At 72.0% G+C, this 20,911-nt stretch carries 22 protein-coding genes; 9 read left to right on the top strand and 13 right to left on the bottom strand.

Annotated features, from left to right (window positions below; all coding sequences use genetic code 11):
• Window positions 1-15: 15 nt before the first annotated feature.
• The 5 genes from AC0QR5_RS02850 to AC0QR5_RS02830 form a co-directional block, all read right to left on the bottom strand.
• Complete coding sequence (locus AC0QR5_RS02850; protein ID WP_329860145.1) at window positions 16-1,206, bottom strand: lipoate--protein ligase family protein; 1,191 nt, start codon at window positions 1,204-1,206, stop codon at window positions 16-18.
• 103 nt (window positions 1,207-1,309) lie between these two features.
• Window positions 1,310-1,564, bottom strand: coding sequence for a type B 50S ribosomal protein L31 (locus AC0QR5_RS02845; RefSeq protein ID WP_329860144.1), 255 nt, complete (start codon window positions 1,562-1,564; stop codon window positions 1,310-1,312).
• A 150-nt stretch (window positions 1,565-1,714) separates the two neighbouring features.
• Window positions 1,715-2,524 carry a TrmH family RNA methyltransferase gene (locus AC0QR5_RS02840; RefSeq protein ID WP_329860142.1) on the bottom strand — a complete coding sequence of 270 codons (810 nt, stop codon included), beginning with the start codon at window positions 2,522-2,524 and terminating at the stop codon, window positions 1,715-1,717.
• Window positions 2,521-3,318, bottom strand: a complete 798-nt coding sequence (locus AC0QR5_RS02835) for a sulfite exporter TauE/SafE family protein (RefSeq protein ID WP_329860155.1) — start codon at window positions 3,316-3,318, stop codon at window positions 2,521-2,523. The genes AC0QR5_RS02840 and AC0QR5_RS02835 overlap by 4 nt, the downstream gene beginning before the upstream one ends.
• Window positions 3,319-3,327: 9 nt before the next feature.
• Entirely contained in the window at window positions 3,328-4,119 is a 792-nt protein-coding gene (locus AC0QR5_RS02830; protein WP_329860141.1) for an ABC transporter ATP-binding protein, read from the bottom strand.
• Between the two features lie 113 nt (window positions 4,120-4,232).
• On the opposite strand from AC0QR5_RS02830, the gene serB reads away from it, so the two are divergent.
• A complete protein-coding gene (gene serB / locus AC0QR5_RS02825) occupies window positions 4,233-5,138 on the top strand; it encodes a phosphoserine phosphatase SerB (RefSeq protein WP_329860139.1) in 906 nt (301 codons plus the stop codon).
• Window positions 5,139-5,277: 139 nt separating this feature from the next.
• Complete coding sequence (locus AC0QR5_RS02820) at window positions 5,278-6,969, top strand: VanW family protein (protein ID WP_329860138.1); 1,692 nt, start codon at window positions 5,278-5,280, stop codon at window positions 6,967-6,969.
• A gap of 121 nt (window positions 6,970-7,090) precedes the next feature.
• Here the strand turns inward: AC0QR5_RS02820 and AC0QR5_RS02815 are convergent, their stop codons facing one another.
• Window positions 7,091-7,837 carry an SDR family oxidoreductase gene (locus AC0QR5_RS02815; RefSeq protein WP_329860136.1) on the bottom strand — a complete coding sequence of 249 codons (747 nt, stop codon included), beginning with the start codon at window positions 7,835-7,837 and terminating at the stop codon, window positions 7,091-7,093.
• Between the two features lie 134 nt (window positions 7,838-7,971).
• Complete coding sequence (gene fabG / locus AC0QR5_RS02810; protein WP_329860135.1) at window positions 7,972-8,694, bottom strand: beta-ketoacyl-ACP reductase; 723 nt, start codon at window positions 8,692-8,694, stop codon at window positions 7,972-7,974.
• Window positions 8,695-8,835: 141 nt separating this feature from the next.
• Between fabG and AC0QR5_RS02805 the strand changes: the two genes are divergently transcribed.
• From AC0QR5_RS02805 to AC0QR5_RS02795, 3 genes are read left to right on the top strand one after another with little or no spacing between them, the layout of a single operon-like run.
• Window positions 8,836-9,366: a DUF3099 domain-containing protein gene (locus AC0QR5_RS02805; RefSeq protein ID WP_329860134.1), complete on the top strand. Its 531-nt coding sequence runs from the start codon at window positions 8,836-8,838 to the stop codon at window positions 9,364-9,366.
• Window positions 9,363-9,611: a hypothetical protein gene (locus tag AC0QR5_RS02800; protein WP_329860133.1), complete on the top strand. Its 249-nt coding sequence runs from the start codon at window positions 9,363-9,365 to the stop codon at window positions 9,609-9,611. Before AC0QR5_RS02805 ends, AC0QR5_RS02800 begins: the two co-directional genes overlap by 4 nt.
• Window positions 9,612-9,614: 3 nt before the next feature.
• The gene (locus tag AC0QR5_RS02795) at window positions 9,615-10,505 is read left to right on the top strand and encodes an SURF1 family cytochrome oxidase biogenesis protein (protein ID WP_329860132.1); all 891 of its coding nucleotides are present in this window, start codon (window positions 9,615-9,617) and stop codon (window positions 10,503-10,505) included.
• A gap of 99 nt (window positions 10,506-10,604) precedes the next feature.
• Here the strand turns inward: AC0QR5_RS02795 and AC0QR5_RS02790 are convergent, their stop codons facing one another.
• Window positions 10,605-12,206 carry an ABC-F family ATP-binding cassette domain-containing protein gene (locus AC0QR5_RS02790; RefSeq protein ID WP_430632723.1) on the bottom strand — a complete coding sequence of 534 codons (1,602 nt, stop codon included), beginning with the start codon at window positions 12,204-12,206 and terminating at the stop codon, window positions 10,605-10,607.
• A 154-nt stretch (window positions 12,207-12,360) separates the two neighbouring features.
• On the opposite strand from AC0QR5_RS02790, the gene ypfJ reads away from it, so the two are divergent.
• The gene (gene ypfJ / locus AC0QR5_RS02785; RefSeq protein ID WP_329860131.1) at window positions 12,361-13,275 is read left to right on the top strand and encodes a KPN_02809 family neutral zinc metallopeptidase; all 915 of its coding nucleotides are present in this window, start codon (window positions 12,361-12,363) and stop codon (window positions 13,273-13,275) included.
• A gap of 107 nt (window positions 13,276-13,382) precedes the next feature.
• On the opposite strand, the gene AC0QR5_RS02780 is transcribed toward ypfJ, so the two are convergent.
• From AC0QR5_RS02780 to AC0QR5_RS02760, 5 genes are read right to left on the bottom strand one after another with little or no spacing between them, the layout of a single operon-like run.
• A complete protein-coding gene (locus AC0QR5_RS02780; RefSeq protein ID WP_329860130.1) occupies window positions 13,383-13,727 on the bottom strand; it encodes a metal-sulfur cluster assembly factor in 345 nt (114 codons plus the stop codon).
• Window positions 13,728-13,731: 4 nt separating this feature from the next.
• Complete coding sequence (gene sufC / locus AC0QR5_RS02775; RefSeq protein WP_329860129.1) at window positions 13,732-14,490, bottom strand: Fe-S cluster assembly ATPase SufC; 759 nt, start codon at window positions 14,488-14,490, stop codon at window positions 13,732-13,734.
• 24 nt (window positions 14,491-14,514) lie between these two features.
• Complete coding sequence (gene sufD, locus AC0QR5_RS02770; protein WP_329860127.1) at window positions 14,515-15,771, bottom strand: Fe-S cluster assembly protein SufD; 1,257 nt, start codon at window positions 15,769-15,771, stop codon at window positions 14,515-14,517.
• 2 nt (window positions 15,772-15,773) lie between these two features.
• Window positions 15,774-17,234, bottom strand: coding sequence for a Fe-S cluster assembly protein SufB (sufB, locus tag AC0QR5_RS02765; RefSeq protein WP_329860125.1), 1,461 nt, complete (start codon window positions 17,232-17,234; stop codon window positions 15,774-15,776).
• A complete protein-coding gene (locus tag AC0QR5_RS02760; RefSeq protein WP_329860137.1) occupies window positions 17,231-18,004 on the bottom strand; it encodes a helix-turn-helix transcriptional regulator in 774 nt (257 codons plus the stop codon). Before AC0QR5_RS02760 ends, sufB begins: the two co-directional genes overlap by 4 nt.
• A gap of 145 nt (window positions 18,005-18,149) precedes the next feature.
• On the opposite strand from AC0QR5_RS02760, the gene AC0QR5_RS02755 reads away from it, so the two are divergent.
• The 3 genes from AC0QR5_RS02755 to AC0QR5_RS02745 all read left to right on the top strand — a co-directional run bounded on the left by AC0QR5_RS02755 (window position 18,150) and on the right by AC0QR5_RS02745 (window position 20,893).
• On the top strand, window positions 18,150-19,112 hold the full coding sequence (locus AC0QR5_RS02755; RefSeq protein ID WP_329860123.1) for an ABC transporter ATP-binding protein: 963 nt from the start codon (window positions 18,150-18,152) through the stop codon (window positions 19,110-19,112).
• Window positions 19,105-19,890, top strand: a complete 786-nt coding sequence (locus AC0QR5_RS02750) for an ABC transporter permease (protein WP_329860122.1) — start codon at window positions 19,105-19,107, stop codon at window positions 19,888-19,890. The genes AC0QR5_RS02755 and AC0QR5_RS02750 overlap by 8 nt, the downstream gene beginning before the upstream one ends.
• Before the next feature lie 76 nt (window positions 19,891-19,966).
• Window positions 19,967-20,893, top strand: coding sequence for a COX15/CtaA family protein (locus AC0QR5_RS02745; RefSeq protein ID WP_329860120.1), 927 nt, complete (start codon window positions 19,967-19,969; stop codon window positions 20,891-20,893).
• Window positions 20,894-20,911: the final 18 nt, after the last annotated feature.

Here is a 20,911-nt window from a genome sequence, read left to right as displayed (position 1 = left end):
AGCATGGCGGCCCGGTCAGGGAACGCGCGAGGTCCAGCCCGGATCGAGGAACTTCTCCTCCGCGAGCTCCCGGGCCCGGTGGAGCGTTGCGGCATCCAGGCCGCCCCGGGACGCACCGTAGCGCCGGGTGAAGGTCTGCATCATCGCCTCGATGATCTCCCCGCGGCTCCGCCCGGTGTGGCGCTTGAGCGGGTCGACGCGCTTCTTGGCGCTCGCGATCCCCTTGTCGGAGAGCTTCTCCCGGCCGATCCGCAGGACCTCGGTCATCTTGTCCGCGTCGATGTCGTAGCTCATGGTCACGTGGTGCAGCAGCCCGCCCCCGGCCAGTCGCTTCTGCGCTGCGCCGCCGATCTTCCCGTCGTCGGTGGCAATGTCGTTGAGCGGCTTGTAGAAGGCCCGCACGCCGAGCCCGGCCAGGGCCTCCATGACCCACGCGTCCAGGAAGGCGTAGGAATCGGCGAAGGACATCCCGTCGACGAGCGAGGCGGGCAGGTAGAGCGAGTAGGTGATGCAGTTGCCGGCCTCCATGAACATGGCGCCGCCCCCGCTGATGCGCCGCACGACGGTCACCCCATGGCGCTCCGCGGCCTCGGCGTCCACCTCGTTGCGCAGGGACTGGAAGCTCCCGATGACCACGGCCTTCTCGGTCCAGTCCCACAGGCGCAGGGTCGGGTTCCGCGTCCCGGCGGCGACCTCCCGCGTGAGGACCTCGTCGAGCGCGACGTTGACGGCGATGGGCAGCGGTTCCGGGGCGATGACTTCCCACGCGTGGTCCTCCCACGTCGTGGCGTGGCCGAGGGCGCGCCGGGCTGCCGTGGCGACGGCCGCGGCGTCGAAGCCCGTCATCACCGCTCCGGGCCGCAGCCCCCGGGCCACGGCGTCGCGCAGCTCGGCGTGGGGCGCGTCGGCAGGAAGGCCGCACAGCGCGGCGTTGAGGTCCTCGAGGGCCTCGTCGGGTTCGAGGAAGAAGTCGCCGTTGACGCTCGCCTCGGTGATGATGGCGGGGCCGGCGCCGTCGGTGGGCCCGGTGCGCAGCTCGACGGCGACGAGCTTGCCACCGGGCACCTTGTACGCTCCGCGGTGCAGGACATCAGCCGCGGCGGCGCCGTCGGCCGGGCCGGCACCCGGGCCTGCGTCGTGCCCGGGCCGGGCTCCGGCGTCGTGCGGGGAAGGGCTCGGGACGGTGCTGTGGTGGTCCTGGGGCATGGGATCCATTCTAGGGACGCCGGCCGTCGGGAGCGGTCCTTAAACGCGGAAGGGGCCCCGTCGGGGCCCCTTGCGTCGGCGCGCCGGCGGCGCGTCGTGAAGGCTACTTCTTGCCGAAGTTCTTGAAGCGCGCGTTGAAGCGCTCCACGCGGCCGGCGGAGTCCATGATGCGCTGCTTGCCCGTGTAGAAGGGGTGCGACGCGGCGGAGATCTCGACGTCGATGACCGGGTAGGTGTTGCCGTCCTCCCACTCGATGGTCTTGTTGCTCGTCGCGGTGGAGCGGGTCAGGAACTTCTCGCCGGAGGCCAGGTCGTTGAACACGATCTGGGCGTACTGCGGGTGGGTGTTTGCCTTCATGAATAAACCTTTGTTCGAGCCCCTGGATTTTGCCAGCGGCCATTCGGGATCATGTTCCGTGAGGCACGGAACCGACTTTCCACTATAACGCAGGCCGCCCGCTGCCCCAAGCCGGCGGGCCGCACCACTCGTGCGAACCCTCAGGTGCGCTCATGCGCGGTGGCGTAGCTCCCAGAAGGCCACCGCGGAGGCAGCGGCGACGTTGAGCGAATCGACGCCGGCTCGCATCGGAATCATCACGGTCCGATCGGCCGCGTCGAGGGCCTGCGCCGAGACTCCGGCCCCTTCCGTGCCCAGCAGCAGGGCCAGCCGCTCGGGGTTCTCGGCGGCGACGGCGTCGACCGCCTCCGATTCCCCCGTCAGCTCGAGCGCGGCCAGGGAGAACCCGGCCCGGCGCAGCAGCCCGACCGTCTCGTCCCAGCTCCCGAGACGCGCCCACGGCACCTGGAAGACCGCCCCCATGGAGACCCGGATGGAGCGCCGGTAGAGCGGATCCGCGCAGCGCGGGCTCACGAGGACCGCGTCGATGCCGAGGGCGGCCGCCGAGCGGAAGATCGCGCCGAGGTTCGTGTGGTCGACGATGTCCTCCAGGATCGCGACCCGGTTCGCCCCCTCCAGCAGCTCCGCCGGTTCCCGGGGCCCGGGCCGGTGCATGGCCGCGAGGGCCCCGCGGTGCAGGTGGAAGCCGGTGATCTGCTCGAGCAGGCCCGGGGCGCCCACGAACGCTGGCACGTCCGGGTGCCCGGCGAGGACGTCCGCGAGCCCGTCGAGCCACTTCGGGGCCAGGAAGAAGGAGCGCGGCCGGTGGCCCGCGGCGAGGGCGCGGCGCAGGACCTTGGAGCTCTCGGCGATGTAGAGCCCGCGCTCGGGGTCCGTGCGCTGGCGCAGGGCCGCGTCGCTCAGGGCGACGTAGTCAGCGACGCGCGGATCGGCGGCGTCCTCGAGGTGGATGAGGGTCACGGCGCCACGAGTCTCATGAGCATGTTCGCGAGCGCCACGAGGCCGAGGGCGATGATGACGGCGCGCAGGACGCCGGGCGAGAGCCGCCGCCCGATCCGCGCGCCCAGGAAGCCGCCGATGAGCGAACCGCCGGCGATGAGCGCGACGACGGGCCAGTGGATGCGGTCGAACGCGAAGATCAGGTACGAGCACGCGGCGACGAGGTTCACGACGAGGCTCAGGATGACCTTGATCGCGTTGGACTGCTGGAGCGTGCCGTGGAAGAGCACGCCGAGGACGCCCATGAGCAGGATCCCCTGGGCCGCGGTGAAGTAGCCGCCGTAGACGCCGATGAGGAACACCAGGACGTACAGGACCGGGGGGAGCTTCTGGGCGTCGGCCTGATCCGGCGGGACGTGCCCGACCTCCTGCCGCTTCCTGGCCCACGCCGACAGGCGCGGCTGGAACGCGACGAGCAGGACCGCCACGACGATCAGCACGGGGGCCACGTAGCCGAACACCGTCTCCGGCAGGTGGAGGAGCAGGTAGGCGCCCGCGAGCCCGCCCAGGAGCGAGACGGGCAGCAGCTTCAGCAGGGTCTTCGGGACGCTCGCGGCCTCGCGGCGGTACCCCCACGCCCCGGAGAAGCCGCCGGCCACGAGCCCCATGGCGTTGGAGATGACCGCGCTGACCGGCGCGTAGCCGAGGGCCACGAGCACGGGGAAGGTCACGAGCGAACCGGAACCGACGATCGTGTTGATCGTTCCGGCCCACAGGCCGGAGAAGAGGATGAGCGCTTCGCGCCAGAACTCCAGCACGCCGGGCTAGGCGTCGCGGCGCGCGACGGCCGTGTACCGGCCCGCGTTCTCCGTCACCGTCAGCGGGAGGCCGAACGCCGCGGAGAGGTACTCCTCCGTCAGCGTCTCCTCCAGGGCGCCGGCCGCGACGACTCCGCCGTCGCGCAGCAGCAGTGCGTGTGTGAAGCCCGGCGGGACCTCCTCGAGGTGGTGGGTGACCAGGACCATCGCCGGCGCCTCCGGGTCCCGCGCGAGCTCGCCGAGCCGCGCGACGAGGTCCTCGCGCCCGGCGAGGTCGAGCCCGGCGCCGGGCTCATCCAGGAGCAGGAGCTCGGGATCGGTCATGAGGGCCCGGGCGATCTGGACGCGCTTGCGCTCGCCCTCGCTCAGGGAGCCGAAGCGGCGGTTGATCATCGTGGACATGCCCCACTCGTGCAGGAGCCGGAACGCGCGCCGCTCGTCCATCTGCTCGTAGGCCTCGCGCCAGCGCCCCGTGAAGCCGTAGGACGCGGTGACGACGACGTCCAGGACCGTCTCCTGCTCGGGGATCTGCGCGGCGAGGGCCGCGGAGGACAGGCCGATGCGGGGACGCAGCTCGAACACGTCGACGGCGCCGAGGACCTCCCCCAGCACGCCGGCGAGGCCGCGCGTGGGGTGCATGCGCGCTCCCGCGATCTGCAGCAGGGTCGTCTTGCCCGCGCCGTTCGGCCCGAGGACCACCCAGCGCTCGCCCTCGCGGACCTGCCAGTCCACGCCGTCGAGGAGGTTCTTGCGTCCGCGCACCACGGAAACGTCGGCCAGGCCCAGCACTTCAGTCATGGACAAGACACTAGGCCAGTTCCCGCCGATCGGCCCAAACGATACGCCGTGGCGGCGCGGGAAGAATCCGTCATGATTCGCGGCCCGGACCCCGGTCCGGGGAGAATCGGGCCATGCACAACGCCTTGACGCTGATCCACCTCCGCCCCGGGAACGACGCCGACGCCGGCGCGGGCTCGCCCGACGCGGCCCTGCTGGGCGCCCTCGAGGACGCCGGGGCCCCGATCACGCACCACGAGGCGCTCGACGGCGGGGCGGGGGCCGGCTGGCGGCTCGTCCCGGCCCCGCGCACCCCGTCGACGGCGGTCCACGCGGCAGCCGCCGCGGGCCGGGCGCTCCTGCCGGCGGGCGAGTCCCTGTCCGTCGTCCCGGCGGCGCTCGCGGCGGCGCCGCGGCTCCTGCTCGTGATGGACGTCGATTCGACGCTCATCGAGCAAGAGGTCATCGAGATGCTCGCCGCACACGCCGGCAAGGAGGCGGAGGTCGCCGCGGTCACCGAGGCCGCGATGCGCGGCGAGCTGGACTTCGCCCAGAGCCTGCATGCCCGGGTCGCCGTCCTGGCGGGGCTGGACGAGTCGGTGATCGGGCAGGTCCGCGCCGCCGTCACGCTCTCCCCCGGCGCCGAGGAGCTCGTCGCGGCCTTCCACGCGGCCGGCCACGCCGTCGGGGTCGTCTCTGGCGGGTTCATCCAGGTCCTCGAGCCGCTCGCCTCCCGGCTCGGGCTCGACTTCGCCGCCGCGAACCACCTCGGGATCGAGGGCGGCCGGCTCACCGGAACCGTCGAGGGCGACGTCGTCGACCGGGCCGCGAAGGAGGCCCACCTGCGCCGCTGGGCGACCCGGCTCGGCATCCCCCTGGAGCACACGATCGCGGTGGGCGACGGCGCCAACGACCTCGACATGGTCCGGGCCGCCGGCCTCGGCGTCGCCTACAACGCCAAGCCCGCGCTCCGCGCCGAGGCCCCGGCGGCCATCGACTTCCCCCGGCTGGACGCAGTACGGCACTTCGCCGCGCTTTAGTCATGACGATCGCATAACACCCGGGCGCCGGGCGTCCCGCGTGCGCGTTCCACCGCCCGCGCGGCGCTACTCTTGATGGGGCGGCCGCACGGCCGCCGTGCCCCGCGGGGGCGGGACTACGGGAATCGGGGAGAACTTCGTGGCACAGGATCCGAAACGGCGCCGCCGCACGGGCTGGCTCATCGGCTCGGGGGTGGCCGTCGTCGTGCTGGCCGGCGGCTACGCCGGGGCCGCGGCGCTGCTCGGCGGCCAGGTGCCGGCGGGCACCGAGGTGCACGGGATCCAGATCGGCGGACTCTCCTCCGACGACGCCGCGGCCCGCCTCGAAGAGGAGCTGCGCCCCGCCGCGGAACGCCCCCTCGAACTCACCGCGGGCGGCGGCTCCACCACGCTCGAGCCCGCACGGGCCGGACTCGGCCTCGACATCCCCGCCACGCTCGCCGGGCAGACCGGCTTCAGCCTCGACCCCCAGGTGCTGTGGCACCGGCTGACCGGCGGCGGAGCCGTCGATCCGGTGCTGACGGTCGACGAGGACGCCCTCCGTAGCGCGCTCGAATCGGCCGCCGCCCAGCTCGACCGCGAGCCCGAGGAGGGCTCGATCACCTTCGAGGAGGCCCGGCCCGTCGTCGTGGAACCGGTCCCGGGCAGCAGCGTCGACGTCGACGCCGCCGTCGCAGCCGTCTCCGGGTCGTGGTTCGACACCGCCGCCCCGCTCGCGCTCCCGGCCGGGGAAACGCAGCCGCTCGTCCCGGCCGCGAGCTACGCCACCGTGCTGCAGGACGCCGCCGAGCCCCTCGTCGCCGGGCCCGTGACCGTGGCCGCCGGGGACCTCACGGCGGAGCTCGCGCCGGAAGTCCTCGCCGACGCCGCGTCCTTCGGCGTCGACGGCACCACGATCACCCTGGAGCTGGACAACGACGCGCTCGCCGGGGCCGTGCTCGAGGCCAACCCCGCCCTGGCCTCGACGGCCAAGGCCGCGAGGATCGTCCTCGACGGCGGCAGCCCCGCCGTCGTCCCCTCCGTCCCCGGCCGCGGGATCGACACGGACGGACTCGCGGCGAAGGTCCTCGAGGCCGCCGGCACCGCGGAGCGCACGGCCACCGTCGAGCTCAAGGTGACCCAGCCCGAGCTGACCACGGCCGCCGCCGAGAAGCTCGGGGTCAAGGAGATCGTCACCGAGTTCTCCACCCCCTATCCCACCTACGACTCGGTGCGGACCAAGAACCTCGTGGCGGGCGCCCGCAGGCTCAACGGCGTCGTCGTGATGCCGGGCGAGACCTTCTCCCTCCAGCGGGCGCTGGGCCCCATCACCACAGCGAACGGCTACTTCGAATCCGGGGTCGTCGAGAACGGCTTCTCGTCGACCGCCGTCGGCGGCGGGCTGTCCCAGATCTCCACGCAGATGTTCAACGTCGGCTTCCTCGCCGGAATGGACGACGTCGAACACCAGCCGCACAGCCGCTGGTTCGACCGCTACCCCGCCGGCCGGGAGGCCACGCTGTGGGAGGGCATGATCGACATGAAGTGGCGCAACAACACCGACCACGCGGTCATGATCCAGGCCTGGGTCGGCGACAGCCGGGTCTACACGCGCCTCTGGGGCACCAAGACGTGGACGGTCCGCACCACGACCTCGGACCACTACAACCTGACCGACCCCACGACGACGTACAACGAGGCCGAGAACTGCGTCCCCGAGTCCGGGGGCCAGAAGGGCTTCACCGTCGCGGTGACGCGCGAGCGCAGCTCGGCGGCCAAGACGCTGCCGAAGGAGACGCTCACGTGGACCTACCGCCCGTGGAACAAGGTGGTCTGCGGCAAGAAGCCGTAGCCGGCGTCCCGGCTGGAGGCGGCAACGCCGGAGGGCGCCCACCCCGTGCGGGGTGGGCGCCCTCCGGCGTTCGCGTGCGGCGCCTCGCGTCCGGCCGTCGCGGGCCGCGCACCGGCCGGGATCAGCCCTGCTGGAAGTGCCCGGCGCCGCCGACGTACTCGGTGTGGCCCGTGGGGACGTCGGCCGTCGCCATGCGGGCGACCTCGGCGCCGAACTCCTCGACGCTGTAGAGCCGCCCGGCCGCCTCGCGGCGCGCCTCGATGGCTCCGGGCTGGGCGCGGTCCAGGAGGGTCGCCGTGACGGTGCCCTCGATCATGTCGCCGGAGACGACGACGAGCGAGATCCCCTTGGCCTCGAGCGCCGGAATGCGCTCCCGCAGGGCGAGCTCCCCGGCGCGCTTGGAGCGGGCCACCGGCTCGTAGGCGTCCATCGTGGGGACCGAGTCGATGAAGTGCGCCTGGTGGCTCGTGACGAACACGACGCGGGAACCGGCCGGCATGGCCTCCGCCGCCGTCTCGAGCAGGGCGACCTGGGCGTCGCGGTTCAGGCGCAGCGCGTAGTCCTCGCCCATGCCCGACTCCATGCCGCCCGAGGCGTTCAGCACGAGGACGTCGAGCCCGCCGAACTCGGCCACCGCGGTCTCGACGAGCGCACGCGCGCCTTCCGGCGTCGTCAGGTCGGCGCCGACGGCGACGGCGCGGCCGCCCGCGTCGACGATCCCCTGGACGACCTTGTTGGCGCGCGGGGCCTTCTGCCGGTAGTTGATGACGACGCCGGCGCCCTCGGCCGCGAGGAGGCCGGCGACGACAGCGCCGATGCCTCGGGACGAACCGGTGACGATCGCGGATTTTCCGGTGAGCTGGGCCATGGGGCCTCCTGGTGGATCGGGCGCGCGCGGCGCGGTCTTGTGGGAATGCTTCAACGACGCCGGGGCGGGCGAAGCGCTCTGCACCATCTTGCCAGCACCGCGCCGCGACGCGCTTGTAGGAATCCTCTAAGGAATCAGTGCCCCATGCCGAGGCCGCCGTCGACCGGGATCACGGCCCCGGAGATGTAGGCCGCCTCCTCGCTCGCGACCCAGCGCACGACGTTCGCGACCTCTTCGGCCTCGGCGAAGCGGCCGGCCGGGATCGAGGAGAGGTAGTCCTTCTGCGTCTGCTCCGGCAGGGCCGCCGTCATGTCCGTGTTGATGAAGCCCGGGGCCACGACGTTCGCGGTGATCCCCCGCGAGCCGAGCTCGCGGGTCAGAGAGCGGGCGATGCCCACGAGGCCCGCCTTCGAGGCCGCGTAGTTGATCTGACCGGGCGAGCCGTAGAGCCCCACGACGGAGGAGATGAGCACGACGCGCCCCTTGCGCAGCCGGATCATGCCCTTGGAGGCGCGCTTGATGACGCGGAACGCGCCGGTGAGGTTGGTGTCGACGACGGACGTGAAGTCCTCCTCGCTCATCCGCAGCAGGAGGGTGTCGCGCGTGACCCCGGCGTTGGCGACGAGCACCTCGACCGGACCGTGCTCGGCCTCGACCTCGGTGAAGGCGGCGTCGATGGACGCGGCATCCGTCACGTCCGCCTTCACGCCGAGGAGCCCGGCCGGGACCTCGCCGCTGCGGTAGGTGATGGCGACCTTGTCCCCCGCGGCCTCGAAGGCCCGGGCGATGGCCAGGCCGATGCCGCGGTTTCCTCCCGTGACCAGGACGCTGCGCGGCGCTGGGGTGCTGCTGGACATGTGTTCCTCCGTGGGGTGGGGCTGGATCGGGTTCCGGGTCATCCTATCGCCGGCGCGCCGCCCGCCGCCGCCCGCGCGCCGCGCGTTTGGCCCCGACGGCCGCCGGAGTGAGACAATGGAAGCCCCCGATTCGGAAGATCCATGACCCAGCCTGCGAACCACGGCCACCGCCGCCCCGATGCGGGTGCGCCCGTACACAACATCACCGATGCGACGGCGTCGCACTCGGAGGAGATGCACGCGCGCATGGTCAAGTACTCGGTGTCGATGGGCATCCGCCTGGCCTGCTTCATCGCGGCCTTCTTCACCCACGGCTGGCTGCAGTGGGCCTTCCTCGCGGGCGCGATCTTCCTGCCCTGGTTCGCCGTCGTGATCGCCAACGGCGGCACCGACCGCTCGCGTCAGCCGGCCAGCACCGTACTGCTCGACTCCGCTCCCCTGACCGCCCTCGGGCCGGGGAGCACGACGCCGGGGCCCGGCCAAGCACACGGCGGCGCCCCGGGTGCCACGCCGGAAAACGACGGAGCGGACGGGACGCCCCGTCCGGGATCCGGGGACCCCGGCACCCCCGGCGGCGGCGCGGCCGGGGAAGGCGACGGCCCCGGCGTCGTCCTCGAAGGGGAGCTCGCCGAGGACCCGCCCCGCGCGCGCCCGGCGGACGGGGCCGCATGAGCCTCTTCGACCAGCTCGCCGGAGCCGAGGGACCCTCCGTGCCGCGCTGTTCGCGCAAGGGCTGCCGCGACGACGCGGCCTGGAGCCTGCTCTGGAACAACCCGCGGCTGCACTCCCCCGAACGGCGCAAGGTCTGGCTCGCGTGCGAGGGGCACCGCGGCTGGCTCGAGGACTACCTCGCCACGCGGGGCCTCCTGAAGCAGACCCTGCCCTTCGACCTCGACGACCCGCCCCGGGAGGCCTGAACCGTGTACCGCTTCCTCGCCAGCACCCGCTGGTTCGGCTGGCTCCTGATGGTCTGCGTCTTCGCCGCCGCCTGCGCCGGGCTCGGCCAGTGGCAGATGAACCGGCTCGACGAGGCGCGGGCCGGCAACCGGATCGTCGCCGAGAACTACGACGCCGCGCCGGCCCCCTACGCCACGTTGGCGGACGACTTCGACTCCCTCGCCCAGGACGGCGAGTGGCGTCCCGTCCAGATGCGCGGCAGCTACCTCGCCGAGGACACGCTGATCGTGCGCAACCGGCCGCGCAACGGCGCGCCGGGTTACGAGGTCCTCGTCCCGTTCCGTACCGTCGACGGCGATGTCGTCGTCGTCGACCGCGGCTGGCTGCCGATCGGCAACGAGAACCCCGGGCGGCCCGATGCCGTGCCCGCTCCCCCCGAAGGCGAGGTGGAGATCGTCGTCCGGATGCGGATCGGCGAGCCGTCACTGGGCCGTGAGGCGCCCGAGGGCCAGGTCGCCTCGATCGAGCTGCCGCGCATCGGACAGATCCTCGGCTACCCGGTCAAGCCCGGGGCCTACGGCCTCATGGCCGCGGAGTCGCCCGCCCCCGCCGCGTCGCCCGAGCCGATCGCCCGGCCGGAGCTCGACGAGGGCAACCACTTGTCCTACTCGCTGCAGTGGTTCGCCTTCGGCGTCCTCGGCTTCGTGGCCCTCGGCTGGGCCGCCCGGCAGCAGGCCCGCATCAACCGCGAGGACCGGGAGGCCGCCGAGGAGGCCGAGGCGGCGGGGCTCGAGGTCATGCACTCGGCGTACCGGGCCCCGCGGGCCAAGGTGCGACGCCGGCGCGACGGCGCCCCGACGGACGAGGAGCTCGAGGACGCGTACCTCGACGCCCTCGAGTCCCGGGGACGCTAGCGGCGCGCGGCCGGCGCCGGCCCTGCGGCCCGGGGCTGGACCTGCCCGGCACGGCCCGGACCGGAACCGGGCGGAACGGGCCCGATCCGGCCGGAGTGGTCAGGCCAGGGTGACGAGCTCGAGGTAGTCGTCGCTCCAGAGGTCCTCGTCGCCGTCGGGCAGCAGCACGACACGCTCGGGATTCAGCGCCGCCACGGCGCCCTCGTCGTGGCTGACCATCACGACGGCGCCGGGGTAGGTGCTGAGCGCGTTGAGGATCTCCGCGCGGCTGGCCGGGTCGAGGTTGTTCGTGGGCTCGTCGAGGAGCAGGACGTTGGCGCTCGAGGCCACGATCGTGGCGAGCGCGAGGCGCGTCTTCTCGCCGCCGGAGAGCACCCCGGCCGGCTTGTCGACGTCGTCGCCGCTGAACATGAACGAGCCGAGGATCCCGCGCACCTCGGCGTCGCCGAGGTGGGTGGGCGCGGCCGAACGCATGTTCTCGAGGACCGTGCGCTCGTGGTCCAGGGTCTCGTGCTCCTGGGCGTAGTAGCCGATCTTGAGCCCGTGGCCCGCGACGACCTCGCCCGTGTCCGGCTCGCCGACGCCCGCCAGCATCCGCAGCAGGGTCGTCTTGCCCGCGCCGTTCAGGCCCAGGATCACGACCTTGGAACCGCGGTCGATCGCGAGGTCCACGTCCATGAAGATCTCGAGCGAGCCGTAGGACTTGCTGAGGTTGCGGGCCGTGATCGGCGTCTTTCCGCACGGTGCGGGGTCCGGGAAGCGCAGCGCCGCCACGCGGTCCTGCACGCGGACGTCCTCGAGACCGCCCATGAGGCGGTCGACGCGCTTGAGCATGCTCTGCGCCGCGGAGGCCCCGGAGGCGCGGGCCTTCATCTTGTTGGCCTGCGCCAGCAGGGTGTTGGCCTTCTTCTCCGTGTTGGCCCGCTCGCGCCGGCGCGAGCGCTCGTCCGTCTCGCGCTGCTCGAGGTAGCGCTTCCAGCCGAGGTTGTAGAGGTCCATGGTCGCCCGGTTCGCGTCCAGGTGGATGACCTTGTTGACGGTGGCCTCGAGCAGCCCGGTGTCGTGGGAGATGACCATGAGGCCGCCCTGGTGGTTGCGCAGGAACTCCCTCAGCCAGGCGATCGAGTCGGCGTCGAGGTGGTTGGTGGGCTCGTCGAGGAGCAGCGTCTCGGCATCCGCGTAGAGGATGCGGGCGAGCTCCACACGGCGGCGCTGGCCGCCGGAAAGCGTGTCGAGGGTCTGGTTCAGCAGCCGCTCGGGCAGCGCGAGGTTGTTGCAGATGGCCGCGGCCTCCGCCTCCGCCGCGTAGCCGCCACGGGACATGAACTCGGCGTCGAGCCGGTCGTAGCGGTTCATCGCCTTGGCGCGGACGGCGTCGTCCTCGCTGCCCATCTCCTCCTGGCACTTCTTCAGCCGGGTGACGATGTCGTCGAGCCCGCGGGCGGAGAGGATCCGGTCGCGGGCGAGCTGGCCCATGTCCGGGGTGCGCGGGTCCTGCGGCAGGTAGCCGATCGACCCGGTGCGCGTCACGGTGCCCCCGGTCGGCTCGGACTCCCCCGCCAGGACCCGGGTCATGGTGGTCTTGCCGGCGCCGTTGCGGCCGACCAGGCCGATCTTGTCCCCCTGGTCGATCCGGAAGGAGACGCCCTCCATGAGCAGGCGTGCACCGGCACGGAGCTCCAGGTCGGCAACGGAAATCACAAGCGGCCCCTTCCAGGGTTGAAGGCGCGGACAGCGCAACTGTCCATTCTACAGGCGCCGCGGGACCCGTCCGCCGTGAGCGGGGCCACAGCACCGGGCCGCCGCGGCCGCGGCCACGTCACCGGGCCGTGGCGTCCGGGAGTATCCTCGCTCCATGAGCTTCAACGACGACACGCGGATCGACTCCAGCCGGGTCCGCGACACGCGGGGCCGCCGGACCGGGACCAAGGTGGCCGTGGGCGGCGGCGGACTGCTGGTCCTCCTGATCGCGGCCCTGTTCAACGTCGATCCGGCGTTCCTCGACCAGCTCGGGCTCGGGGGCGACGCCCCGCCGCAGCAGGGCCAGGCGCAGGATGGCGAAAGGCTCGTGGACCAATGCCGCACGGGCTCCGACGCCGATGCCCGCGCCGATTGCCGGATCGTCGCCACGACGCAGAGCCTGGACGCGTTCTGGGTCCCCTACCTGCGGCGCTACGGCGAGGAGCTCGAGCTGCCCGGCGTGGAGATCTTCGCCGACGTCGTGGACACGCGCTGCGGACGGGCCACGAGCGCCGTCGGACCGTTCTACTGCCCCGCGGACCAGGTCGCCTACTTCGACACGGGCTTCTTCTCCGAGCTCTCGACGCGCTTCGGCGCCGACGGCGGCGCCCTCGCCGAGGAGTACGTCGTGGCGCACGAGTACGGCCACCACGTGCAGAACCACATCGGCACGCTCCGCCACTCGCAGGAGGGCGGCACGGGACCCGAGTCGGGGCCCGTCCGGGTCGAGCTCCAGGCGGACTGCTTCGCCGGGCTCTGGGCCGCGCACGCCTCGCAGACCGCCAACGAGGACGGTGAGCTGTTCCTCGAGCCCTTCACCGAGGCCGACCTCCGCTCCGCGCTCTCGGCGGCGTCCGCCGTCGGAGACGACCGCATCCAGGAGGCGGCGACCGGCCGCGTGAACCCCGAGGGCTGGACCCACGGCTCGAGCGCCCAACGGCAGGCGTGGTTCCTGCAGGGCTACCGCACGGGGGACATCAACCAGTGCAACACCCTCGACGCCGCGGACCTCGACGCCCCGGGCGCCTGAGGTCCCCGCCGCGCGGAACGCGAACACCCCTCCGCCGTGCGGCGGAGGGGTGTTCGCGGCCGGCGCCGCAACGGGCCCTGCCAAGGGCCACGCGGGACGTCCGGACCCTAGATGTTGAAGCCGAGGGCCCGCATCTGGTCGCGTCCGTCGTCGGTGATCCGCTCGGGCCCCCACGGCGGCATCCAGACCCAGTTCAGCCGGTGCTCGTCCACGACGTTGTCGAGCGCGCTGGCGACCTGCTCCTCGAGCACGTCCGTCAGCGGGCACGCCGCCGTCGTGAGCGTCATGTCGATCAGCAGCGCGCCGTCCTCGGCGTACTTGAGCCCGTACAGCAGGCCGAGGTCGACGACGTTCACGCCCAGCTCGGGGTCGATGACGTCCTTGAGCGCCTCCTCGACGTCCTCGAGCGGCGTCTGCGCCGAGCCCTGCACCTGGTCGCTGTCCGCGGTCATCGGATCAGGCCCCGACGGCGAGGAAGCGGTCGTAGCCCTCTTCCTCGAGGCGGTCGGCGAGCTCGGGCCCGCCCTGCTCGGCGATCCGGCCGTCCACGAACACGTGCACGTGGTCCGGCTTGATGTAGCGCAGGATCCGCGTGTAGTGGGTGATCAGCAGGGTGCCCATCTCGTTCTCCTGCTGCGCGCGGTTCACGCCCTCGGAGACGACCTTGAGGGCGTCGACGTCCAGGCCCGAATCGGTCTCGTCCAGCACGGCGAACTTCGGCTTGAAGAGCTCGAGCTGGAGGATCTCGACGCGCTTCTTCTCGCCGCCGGAGAATCCCTCGTTGACGTTGCGGTTGGCGAAGTCGGCGTCGATCTTCAGGTGGGCCATGGCCGCCTTGACGTCCTTGGTCCAGTGGCGCAGGCTCGGGGCCTCGCCGTCGATCGCGGTCTTCGCGGTGCGCAGGAAGTTCGTCATGGTCACGCCGGGCACCTCGACCGGATACTGCATCGCCAGGAAGAGGCCGGCGCGGGCGCGCTCGTCGACGCTCATCTCCAGGACGTCCTCGCCGTCCAGCGTGATGCTGCCGGACGTCACGGTGTACCGCGGGTGCCCGGCGATCGTGGCGGCCAGGGTCGACTTGCCGGAGCCGTTCGGTCCCATGATGGCGTGGGTCTCACCGGTGTTGATGACCAGGGAGACGCCCTTGAGGATTTCCTTCTCGCCCTGCTCGGTCTCGATGGAGACGTGCAGGTCCTTGATTTCCAGGGTAGACAATGGTGTTCCTTTCGAACCGTGAAGTCAGTTGGCGGAGGCCGCGAGCTCGGCCTCGATGTCGTCGGTGAGGCGGGCCTGCAGCTCCTCGGAGGGGATCTGCTGGACGATCTCGTTGAGGAAGCCGCGCACCACGAGCCGGCGGGCGGTCTTCTCGTCGATGCCGCGGGCCATGAGGTAGAAGAGGTGCTCGTCGTCGAAGCGGCCCGTCGTCGATGCGTGGCCCGCGCCCTCGATGAGGCCCGTCTCGATCTCCAGGTTCGGCACCGAGTCGGCGCGCGCGCCGTCGGTGAGGACCAGGTTGCGGTTGGCCTCGTAGGAATCGGTGCCGACGGCCTCCTTGCGGATCAGGACGTCGCCGACCCACACGGTCCGGGCCCCCGCGCCCTGCAGCGCGCCCTTGTAGAGCACGTTGGACGTGTTGCGCGGGGTGTTGTGGTCCACGAAGGAACGGTGCTCGAGGTGCTGGCCGGCGTCGGCGAAGTACATGCCGAACAGATCGGCCGTCGCCTGCTCGCCGGCGAAGCGCACGTTGGCGTTCAGGCGCACGATCCGCCCGCCGAACGTGACCGCGATGTGCTTGAAGGACGCCCCGTGGCCCACGACGGCGTCGTGCTGCCCGGTGTGGACGGCCTCGTCGTCCCAGCGCTGCACGGTCACGACGACCAGCTCGGCGCGGTCGCCCACGAGGATCTCGACGTTGCCGTTGAAGTCGGCCGCGCCCGTGTGCTCGATGACGACGACGGCACGGGAGTCCTCCTCCGCCTCGATCACGAGGTGGGAGTTGGCACGGCTGCCGCCGGCGCGCCCGGCGATGTCGACCACGACGGGCCCCTCGGGTGCGGAGCCGGCGGGGATCCGGACGTGGACGGCCTCGGCGGCGTTGGCGGAGGCGACGACGGCGGCGCGGTCGGCCGGCACCAGGACGGTGCCGCGCGGTGCCTCGCCGGCGCGCAGGACGCCGCTGACGGCGCCTTCGGGGGCCGTGACGGAGAGCTCGACGGCGCCGGCCTCGCCCGCGTCGTCGGCGAACAGGCCGCGCAGGGCCTTGACGGGGCTGAAGCGCCATTCCTCTTCGCGGCCGTTCGGCACGGCGAAGTCGGCGACGTCGTGGCTCGTGGGACGCTCGGCGCGCGAGTGCATGATCTGCGTCTCGCTGCCGCCGCCGTGGGAGTGGGCTCCGACGACCTTATCGGCGACCAGGACCTCGCCTTCCTCGGTCATGCCGTCGATCGACGGGGCCCCGATGCGCGCCTTCTCGGTGGTGGTTGCGGTTTCAGTCATGGTTAACCGACGGATCCTTCCATCTGCAGTTCGATAAGGCGGTTCAGCTCGAGGGCGTACTCCATCGGCAGCTCGCGGGCGATCGGCTCCACGAAGCCGCGCACGATCATGGCCATGGCCTCGTCCTCAGCGAGCCCGCGGGACATGAGGTAGAACAACTGCTCCTCGGAGACGCGCGAGACGGTGGCCTCGTGGCCCATCTGCACGTCGTCCTCGCGGACGTCGATGTAGGGGTAGGTGTCCGAGCGGCTGATGGTGTCCACGAGCAGGGCGTCGCAGACGACCGAGTTCTTCACGCCCTTGGCCCCCTCGCGCACCTGCACGAGGCCGCGGTAGGCGGAGCGTCCGCCGTTGCGGGCGACCGACTTCGCGACGATCGCGGAGGACGTGTTCGGGGCGATGTGGACCATCTTGGACCCGGTGTCCTGGTGCTGGCCCTCGCCCGCGAAGGCGATGGAGAGCGTCTCGCCCTTGGCGTGCTCGCCGACGAGGTAGACGGCCGGGTACTTCATGGTGACCTTGGAGCCGATGTTTCCATCGATCCACTCCATCGTCGCGCCCTCCTCGCACACCGCGCGCTTGGTGACGAGGTTGTAGACGTTGTTGGACCAGTTCTGGATGGTCGTGTAGCGCACGCGGGCGTTCTTCTTGACGATGATCTCCACGACCGCGGAGTGCAGCGAGTCAGACTGGTAGATCGGAGCCGTGCAGCCCTCGATGTAGTGAACGTAGGAACCCTCGTCGGCGATGATGAGGGTGCGCTCGAACTGGCCCATGTTCTCCGTGTTAATGCGGAAGTAGGCCTGGAGCGGGATCTCGACGTGGACGCCCTTGGGCACGTAGACGAACGAGCCGCCGGACCACACGGAGGTGTTCAGCGAGGCGAACTTGTTGTCGCCGACCGGGATGACCGAGCCGAAGTACTCCTTGAAGATGTCCTCGTGCTCCTTGAGACCGGTGTCGGTGTCGAGGAAGATCACGCCCTGCTTCTCGAGGTCCTCGCGGAGCTGGTGGTAGACCACCTCGGACTCGTACTGGGCGGCCACACCCGAGACCAGGCGCTGCTTCTCCGCCTCGGGGATGCCCAGCTTGTCGTAGGTGTTCTTGATGTCCTCGGGCAGGTCCTCCCAGCTCGTGGCCTGCTTCTCCGTGGAACGCACGAAGTACTTGATGTTGTCGAAGTCGATCCCGCTCAGGTCCGCGCCCCACGTGGGCATCGGCTTGCGGTCGAAGTACTTCAGGCCCTTGAGCCGGAGGTCGAGCATCCACTCGGGCTCGTCCTTCTTCGACGAGATGTCCCGCACGACCTCTTCGTTCAGGCCGCGGCGGGCGTTGGCACCGGCGTCGTTCTTGTCCGACCACCCGTACTCGTAGTTGCCGATCCCGTGGAGCTCCGGATTCTTCTCCAGGATCTCGGCGATCACGCCGGGGTCGGCGGTCTCCTGTGCAATCTGATCCGTCATCGCGGCCTCTCCTGCCTAGTGATCTTGATTCGAGTTCGCTTCTCAGCTGGCTGAGGAGTCTTCTGCCGGCCCACGGGAACGTGGGTCGTACACACATGCCCGCCACCGGCCAACGTGGACAGCCGCCGCACGTCGACGCCGAGGAGGCGGGAAAACACCTGGGTCTCTTCCTCACAGAACACCGGGAACTCCCGGGCGAGGTCCTGGATGGGGCAGTGCCCCTGGCAGAGCTGCACCGCGGCCATCGCGGCCCGCGGCTGGTTCATGCCGACCTCGCGCGTCGAGCCGACGAAGCCGTCCGCCGTCAGGGCGTCGGACAGGGCCACCGCGCGTGCCGCGAGGTCCTCCCCGGCAGCCTCCACGAGGGGACGGTAGCGCTCCTCCATGGCGGCGAAGCGCTTCGCGGCGAAGGCGTGGACGGCCTCGTCGCCAGCGGCCCGGGCCAGTTCCACCAGGGCCTCGGTCGCGATATCCAGGTAATCGTTGCCGAGCTTCGTCTGGCCGCGGTGGCTCAGCACGTAGCGCCGCGCGGGGCGGCCCGCTCCGGCGGGGTGGTTGGCGACGAGCTTGACCTCGACGAGGCCCTGCCGGCTCAGCGCGTCAAGATGGCGGCGCATGGCGGCCGGCGTGAAGCCCAGCTGCTCGCCGAGCTCCGCGGCGCTGACCGGCCCCTCCTGGAGCACGGCCGACAGGACCCGGTCCCGGGTCCGCTCCTCCGTCTCCGGCGCGGCCGGGGACCGACGGTCCTCTGCGGGCACGCCCGAGGGCATCGACTGTGAAGAATACACAACACAATCATGCGCTAATAATATCCCCGCGACCAGCAAGGCGTGCCTTACTCCACGCACCCCCGCGATGCACGTCACCGGGCCCCACGGCCAGGGGCGCACGCTCTACGTGGCGTAGAATGCTCGGGTGCCCACTTCCGCTCCCAGTCTCGTCGTCGAGGACCTCCGCAAGGACTTCGGCCCCGTGGCAGCCCTCGACGGGCGCAGGGTCCGCGTCCTGCACGGCATCAACCTCCAAGCCCGTCCCGGGGCCGTCACCACGATCCTCGGCGCCAACGGCGCCGGCAAGTCGACGACCCTCGCCTGCGCCCAGGGCCTCCTGCAGCCCGACGCCGGGAGCGTACGCCTGCTCGGGGCCGATCCGGCGTCGGCCTCGAGCGCCCTGCGCTCGCGCGTCGGCGTGATGCTGCAGGACGGCGGACTTCCGCAGTCGGCCACGCCGCGCCAGCTGCTGCGCCACGTCGCGGGGATGTACGAGCGGCCCGCGGACCTCGCGGCCCTCTGCGCCCGCCTCGGGATCGACGAGTTCGCCCACACCACGATCCGGCGGCTCTCCGGGGGTCAGCGGCAGCGCGTCGCGCTCGCCGCCGCTCTCGCCGGCCGCCCCGAGGTGCTCTTCCTCGACGAGCCGAGCGCTGGCCTGGATCCGCAGTCGCGGCGCACCGTGTTCGCGCTGATCGAGGAGCTGCGCGGCCAGGGCCTCGCGATCGTGCTGACGACCCACCTCATGGAGGACGCCCAGCGCCTCTCCGACTACGTCTACATCATCGCCGCGGGACGCAACGTCGCCGAGGGAACGGTGGACGAGCTGACCGCCCGGACCGCCGCGGGCAAGGCGACGCGGGCCCTGTCCTTCACGGCCGCGCCCGGGCTCGCCCTCGACGCGGCCCGGCTCCCGGCGGGCGTCCGCCTCACCGAGGAGTCGCCGGGCCACTACCGGGCCACGGGGATCGCCGGGCCGGCCGCGCTCACGGCGCTCGCCCGCTGGTGGGAGGAGCACGGCGTGCTCCCCTCGGGCATCAGCATGGAGCCCCGCAGCCTCGAGGACGTCTTCCTCGAGATCGCCCAGAACGGAGCGGCAGATGACTAGCACGCGAGAGCCCGCCCTCGAGGCCCCCGCGCACGGCGGCAACGCCGCGCCCGCGTGGCGCCGCATCCTCCGCCACGGCGGCTACGAGACGTCCATGATGATGCGCAACGGGGAACAGCTCGTCCTCGCCGTCGTCCTGCCGCTCCTCGCGCTCGTGGCCCTCGAGTTCCTCAGCGTCCTCGACGGGCTGGCGGAGCGCCGCATCGACGTCGCCGCGCCGGGCGTGCTGGCCCTGTGCGTCATGTCCACCGCCTTCACGGGCCAGGGCATCGCCACGGGCTTCGACCGCCGCTACGGCGTCCTGCGCTTCCTGTCCACGACACCGCTCGGCCGCGGCGGCCTCGTCTTCGGCAAGGCCCTCGCCGTGGCGGCCGTCCTGGCCATCCAGATCGTCGTCGTCGGCGGGACTGCGGCGTTGATGGGCTGGCGCCCCGCCGTGGGCGGGATCGGCACCGGCGTCCTGCTCCTGCTGCTTGGCGCCGCCACGTTCACCTCGCTCGGCCTGCTCATCGCCGGAACTGTCCGCGCCGAGGCGACCCTCGCCATCACCAACCTCGTCTGGATCCTGCTCGCCGCCGGCGGAGGCGTCCTCATCCCCGGAAGCCGGATGCCCGGCCTCCTCGAGCCCCTCGTGCAGCTCCTTCCCTCGGCGGCCCTCGGCGACGGGCTCCGGGCCGCGCTCGTCGACGGCGCGTTCCCGGCCGGGCAGCTGCTGGCGCTCGGCGCCTGGACGGTCGTCGCCGGCTTCGCGGCCACCAAGTGGTTCAAGTGGAACTGAGCCGCGCCACCGGCGGGACCGGGCCCGCCACGCCCCCACACCAGGCGGCCGACGTGCCGCAGAACGGAGTCATGGCATGAGAACCGCCGCCGCCCGCTGGACCGACCGGCTGCCGACCACGGTCGGGCGGGGAGTCCACGCGCTCGCGATCGCCTCGCTGGCCTCGCAGATCGGCATCATCGTCACGGGCGGCGCCGTGCGCCTGACCAAGTCCGGCCTGGGCTGCTCCGAGTGGCCCAATTGCGTGCCGGGATCCATGACCCCCACCCCCGAAATGGGGATCCACGGCCTGATCGAGTTCGGCAACCGGACCCTGACCTTCCTGCTCACCGCCATCGCCGTCTCGATGATCCTCGCCGTGTGGCGCATGCGCCGCGAGCACCGGACCGTCTTCGGCCTCGCCGTCGCGCTGCTCTGCGTCATCCCCGTCCAGGCACTCATCGGCGGGATCACCGTCTGGACGCAACTGAACCCCTGGGTCGTCAGCCTGCACTTCCTGGCCTCGGCCGCCCTCGTGGCGACAGCGACGCTCCTCGTGAACCGGACCGGCCGGCTCCTGCGCGGCGAGCCGGCCATCGCCGTCGTCCCCCTGCCCGGGACCCTGCGCGCCCTCGGCTGGACGATCGCCGCCTCGGCGGCGGCCGCCGTCGTCCTCGGCACGATCGTCACCGGAACGGGGCCCCACGCCGGCGATGCCAACGCCCCTCGGCACGACTTCAACGCCGACCTCGTGACCCGGATCCACGTCGCGCCCGTGTACCTCCTGGTCGGCGCGACGCTGCTCGCGCTCGTCCTGCTCGCCCGGATGCCCGCCCAGCGCGCCCTCCGCCGCGCCGTCGTACTGCTCCTCGTCGCGATCGCCCTGCAGGCCGGCATCGGCTACTGGCAGCACTTCACGGGCCTGCCGATCGGGCTCGTCCTGCTCCACATGATCGGGTCCGCGCTCCTCACGGCCGCCGCGGCCAACGTCTGGGACCGGTCCACGGGACGCTTCCCGCTGTAGGCAGCCCGCACGACGGGC

It is taken from the genome of Arthrobacter sp. J156, assembly GCF_056172865.1.
The sequence above is the reverse complement of the archived record's forward strand: the minus strand, read 5'-3'. Positions and strand labels throughout refer to the sequence as shown.

Bases quoted from the DNA above. Each gene is read 5' to 3' on its own strand.
- AC0QR5_RS02850 (WP_329860145.1), bottom strand. From the start codon at position 1,206: ATGCCCCAGGACCACCACAGCACCGTCCCGAGCCCTTCCCCGCACGAC.
- AC0QR5_RS02845 (WP_329860144.1), bottom strand. From the start codon at position 1,564: ATGAAGGCAAACACCCACCCGCAGTACGCCCAGATCGTGTTCAACGAC.
- AC0QR5_RS02830 (WP_329860141.1), bottom strand. From the start codon at position 4,119: ATGACTGAAGTGCTGGGCCTGGCCGACGTTTCCGTGGTGCGCGGACGC.
- serB (WP_329860139.1), top strand. From the start codon at position 4,233: ATGCACAACGCCTTGACGCTGATCCACCTCCGCCCCGGGAACGACGCC.
- AC0QR5_RS02815 (WP_329860136.1), bottom strand. From the start codon at position 7,837: ATGGCCCAGCTCACCGGAAAATCCGCGATCGTCACCGGTTCGTCCCGA.
- fabG (WP_329860135.1), bottom strand. From the start codon at position 8,694: ATGTCCAGCAGCACCCCAGCGCCGCGCAGCGTCCTGGTCACGGGAGGA.
- AC0QR5_RS02805 (WP_329860134.1), top strand. From the start codon at position 8,836: ATGACCCAGCCTGCGAACCACGGCCACCGCCGCCCCGATGCGGGTGCG.
- AC0QR5_RS02800 (WP_329860133.1), top strand. From the start codon at position 9,363: ATGAGCCTCTTCGACCAGCTCGCCGGAGCCGAGGGACCCTCCGTGCCG.
- ypfJ (WP_329860131.1), top strand. From the start codon at position 12,361: ATGAGCTTCAACGACGACACGCGGATCGACTCCAGCCGGGTCCGCGAC.
- AC0QR5_RS02780 (WP_329860130.1), bottom strand. From the start codon at position 13,727: ATGACCGCGGACAGCGACCAGGTGCAGGGCTCGGCGCAGACGCCGCTC.
- sufD (WP_329860127.1), bottom strand. From the start codon at position 15,771: ATGACTGAAACCGCAACCACCACCGAGAAGGCGCGCATCGGGGCCCCG.
- sufB (WP_329860125.1), bottom strand. From the start codon at position 17,234: ATGACGGATCAGATTGCACAGGAGACCGCCGACCCCGGCGTGATCGCC.
- AC0QR5_RS02760 (WP_329860137.1), bottom strand. From the start codon at position 18,004: ATGCCCTCGGGCGTGCCCGCAGAGGACCGTCGGTCCCCGGCCGCGCCG.
- AC0QR5_RS02750 (WP_329860122.1), top strand. From the start codon at position 19,105: ATGACTAGCACGCGAGAGCCCGCCCTCGAGGCCCCCGCGCACGGCGGC.
- AC0QR5_RS02745 (WP_329860120.1), top strand. From the start codon at position 19,967: ATGAGAACCGCCGCCGCCCGCTGGACCGACCGGCTGCCGACCACGGTC.